Raw genomic sequence first — 3,735 nt, 5'->3', positions numbered from 1 at the left:
GTCGCGGCGACCAGGACGCCCTCGGCGCCGCCCTTGGCCACGCAGCCGGGCAGCAGCCGCATGAACTCGGTGTTGGCGTGGCCGGTGCCGCCGACGTACTCGGGGTGCGCGCGCATGGCGTCGGCGACCGCGCGGTACGGGCCGTCCGCGCGGACGAGGGTGACCATCGCGCGGGCCAGGCCGGTCAGGGTGAGGCCGAACAGGGGGGCGCCGCAGCCGTCGACCGCGACGGGCGACGGCTCCTCGCCGGCCGCCTCGCCCATGATCCGGGCGACCTCCAGCTGCACCGGGTGGGCGGGGTCGAGGTAGTCCTCGGTGGTCCACCCGTTGGCGGCGCAGGCGGCGAGCATCGCGGCGTGCTTGCCGGAGCAGTTCATCCGCTCGCGGGTCTCGCCCTCGCCGGCCCGGATCAGCGCGGCCTTGGTCGGCTCGTCCTCCGGCCAGGACGGCGGGCAGCGCAGCGCGTCCACGCCGAGCCCGGCGCCCGCCAGGATCGCCTCGACGGCCGCGAGGTGGAAGTCCTCGCCGGTGTGGCTGCCCGCGGCGATCGCCAGGTGCGCGTCCGCCAGGGGCGCCCCCGCCGACAGGCAGGCGACGGCCTGGAACGGCTTGGTCGTCGAGCGCGGCAGGACGGTCTCGTCCACGGCGCCGCGCGTGTAGGCGACGCTCCCGTCGGGAGCGATCCCGACGACGCTGCCGTAGTGGCGGCTCTCGACGAAGTCGTTGCGGACGACCTCGGCAAGCACTTCGTACATCGGTCCCCTCATCACGGTCGGTCGGCGTCGGGAGCGGCGGGCTCGGCGCCCGCGGTCGGAACGGCGGCCGCCGGTTCGGCCGCCGGGACGGCGCGGGCGGCGGCGCGCGACGGACGGGTCCGCTGCCGCGCCTCCAGCGTGCGCGCGAGCTTGGCCAGCGACGCGTTGATGACCAGGTAGATCAGCGCGATCACCAGGTAGGTCTGGATCAGCAGGTGGTTGAAGTTCGCCAGCACCTTGCCGCTGTAGAGCAGCTCGGAGTAGCTGACGACGAAGCCCAGGGAGGTGTCCTTGAGCAGTCCGGCGGACTGGCTGACCAGCGACGGCAGCACGCGGCGCGCGGCCTGCGGCAGGACGACCGCCCGCATGGCCCGGCCGCGGGTGAGGCCGAGCGCGAGGCCCGCCTCCAGCTGCCCGCGCTCCACCGACCGGATGCCCGCGCGGAAGATCTCGGCGAACGCGGCGGCGTTGGACACCGACAGCGGCACGACGAGCTTCCAGAACAGCGGGAGGTCGACGCCGTAGCGGGGCAGCGCGAACAGCACGATGTAGACCAGCAGCAGCGCCGGGACCGTCCGGACGATCTCGACGTAGGCGGCCGACGGGACGCGCAGCCACCGGGACGGCGAGACCCGGCCGAGCGCGAGGACCACGCCCGCCGCGGCGGCGAGCGCGATCGACACGGCGGCGGCCTTCAGGGTGGACCCGAGGCCCTCCAGCAGGTACCGCCACATCGGCCAGGTCCCGTAGGGACGCCAGCGGTCGGCGGCGAGCTGGCCGTTGTCGGCGAACTGCCGCAGCGCGAGCGCGACCAGGACGGCGCCCGCCAGCACCGACACCGCCGTGGCGGCGCGGATGCGGCGGCGGGCGCGCGGCCCCGGCTCGTCGAACAGCAGCCGCGAGGACGGTGCGCTCATCGCAGGATCGCCCACTTCCGTTCGAGGACGCCCGTGCCGAGGCCGAGGACGCCGGACAGCGCCATGTACCCGAGGCCCGCCGTCACGAAGATCCAGATCGGCTGGGCCTCGGCCAGGTTGACCCGGTTGGCCGCGGCGGTGAGTTCGACGACGCCGACCGCGGCGGCCAGCGCGGTGTTCATCAGCGTCATGATGGCGATGTTGCCGAGCGGCTGGACGACGGTGCGCAGCGCCTGCGGCAGCACCACCAGCCGCAGCGACTGGGTGAAGGTGAGCCCGAGCGCGCGGGCGGCCTCGCCCTGCCCCGACGGCACCGCGTTGATCCCGGACCGGATCGCCTCGGCCGTGTAGGCGCCCTGGTAGAGCACGATGACGACGACCGAGGTGGTGAACAGCCCGGCGATCACTCCGATCTCCGGCAGCCCGAACACGGCGATGACCAGCCAGACCAGCAGCGGGATGTTCTGCAGGACCTCGACGTAGGCCATCCCGGCCGCGCGCAGCACGCGCACGGGCGAGACCCGCATCGCGGCGACCGCGGTCCCGGCGACGAGCGCGCCGGCGAGCGACAGCAGCGTCAGCTCGACGGTCAGCAGCAGCCCGTGGCCGAACTCGGAGAGATGATCGGTGATGACGTTCATGGCGGGCGAGGCTCCCTCCTACTCGAAGGCCGCGCTCACTCGGAGCCGGGGGCGGAGCCGAGCGCCGGCGGCTGCGGCGCGTCGCCCTCCACGACCGTCCCGATGGAGTTCTTCCAGGTCTTGGCCCACAGTCCGGACGCCTGGATCTGCTTCAGCCAGTCGTTGACGAACTGCTTCATCTGCGTGTCGCCGTGCTTGAGGCCGATGCCGTAGGGGTCGCTGGTGAACGGCTTGCCCTGGATCTTGACGGTCGGGTCCTGCTTGGCGGTGGCGAGCAGCAGCGCCTCGTCCTGGACGTAGGCGTCGCCGCGGCCCTGCTTGAGCGCCTGGACGCACTCGGGGTCGGTGCCGAAGGTGACGATCTTGGCGTCCGGCGCGACCTTCTTGATGGCCGCGATCGCCGGGGTGTTGGCGCCCGCGATGACCGTCTTGCCCTTGAGGTCGGCGGGCGCGGTGATGCCCGTCTTGTCCTTCTTGGTGGCGATGACCAGGCCGGAGCTGTAGTACGGGCCGGCGAACGCGACCTGCTTCGCGCGCTCGGGCGTGATGCTGTAGGTCTGGAAGACGACGTCGACGGTGCCGTTGGACAGCAGCGCCTCGCGGGTCTCGGACGCCGAGTTGACGATCTTCACCTCGGGCTTGCCGATGATGTACTTGGCCAGCAGCCGGCCGAAGTCGGCGTCGAGGCCCTCGACCTTCTTGGTGCCCGGGTTCTGCTGGGACAGCAGCGGCGCGTCCAGCGAACCGCCGACGATCAGCTGCCCGCGCTTCTTGATCTTCTCCATGGTGGAGCCGGCCGGCAGGTTCGCCGCGACCGGCGCCGCGGCGACCAGGTCGTCCTGCTTGCCGCCACCGCCGGAGCCGGGGACGGCCGAGCCGGAGTCGCCGTCGGAGGAACAGGCCGTGAGGCCCGCCAGCGACAGCGCGGCGACCGCGACCGGAACCGCCCACCGCTTCCGCGCAGACGTACGCACCATGATCACTTACCTTTCTCGGTTGGCGTGCCGCGCGCGGCGCGCCGGGGGTGGAACCGGACCGGGTGCCGGCGGTCCCGCGCGGGCGGGACGGGCGGCGACCCGGCCAGTGACTCGGGAGGCCGGCGGCCGGGACGGCCGCGGCCCGGGAGCGCTGCTAGTGGCTGAGGACCTTGCCCAGGAAGTCCCTGGCGCGGTCGCTGGCGGGGGAGTCGAAGAACGCGGCCGGCTCGCCCGACTCGACGATCTCGCCGTCCGCCATGAACACCACGCGGTCGGCGACCCGGCGGGCGAACCCCATCTCGTGGGTGACGACCACCATCGTCATGCCGTCCTCGGCCAGGCCGGTCATGACGTCCAGGACCTCGCCGACCATCTCCGGGTCGAGCGCGGAGGTCGGCTCGTCGAACAGCATCGCCTTCGGCCGCATCGCCAGGGCGCGCGCGAT

At 73.2% G+C, this 3,735-nt stretch carries 5 protein-coding genes; all 5 read right to left on the bottom strand.

Annotated features, from left to right (window positions below):
• Positions 1-755 (bottom strand): asparaginase (locus AB0J52_RS31685; protein ID WP_500186451.1); only part of this gene is annotated, 755 nt, incomplete at its 3' end.
• 11 nt (positions 756-766) lie between these two features.
• Positions 767-1,672, bottom strand: a complete 906-nt coding sequence (locus AB0J52_RS31680; protein ID WP_500186450.1) for an amino acid ABC transporter permease — start codon at positions 1,670-1,672, stop codon at positions 767-769.
• Positions 1,669-2,313, bottom strand: a complete 645-nt coding sequence (locus AB0J52_RS31675; protein ID WP_500186449.1) for an amino acid ABC transporter permease — start codon at positions 2,311-2,313, stop codon at positions 1,669-1,671. The genes AB0J52_RS31680 and AB0J52_RS31675 overlap by 4 nt, the downstream gene beginning before the upstream one ends.
• A gap of 35 nt (positions 2,314-2,348) precedes the next feature.
• Entirely contained in the window at positions 2,349-3,290 is a 942-nt protein-coding gene (locus AB0J52_RS31670; protein WP_500186447.1) for a glutamate ABC transporter substrate-binding protein, read from the bottom strand.
• Between the two features lie 154 nt (positions 3,291-3,444).
• A partial coding sequence (locus tag AB0J52_RS31665; protein WP_500186445.1) for an ATP-binding cassette domain-containing protein occupies positions 3,445-3,735 on the bottom strand: 291 nt, incomplete at its 5' end.

The sequence above is a fragment of the Spirillospora sp. NPDC049652 genome, assembly GCF_040675125.1.
Lineage (GTDB): Bacteria > Actinomycetota > Actinomycetes > Streptosporangiales > Streptosporangiaceae > Spirillospora.
The sequence above is the reverse complement of the archived record's forward strand: the minus strand, read 5'-3'. Positions and strand labels throughout refer to the sequence as shown.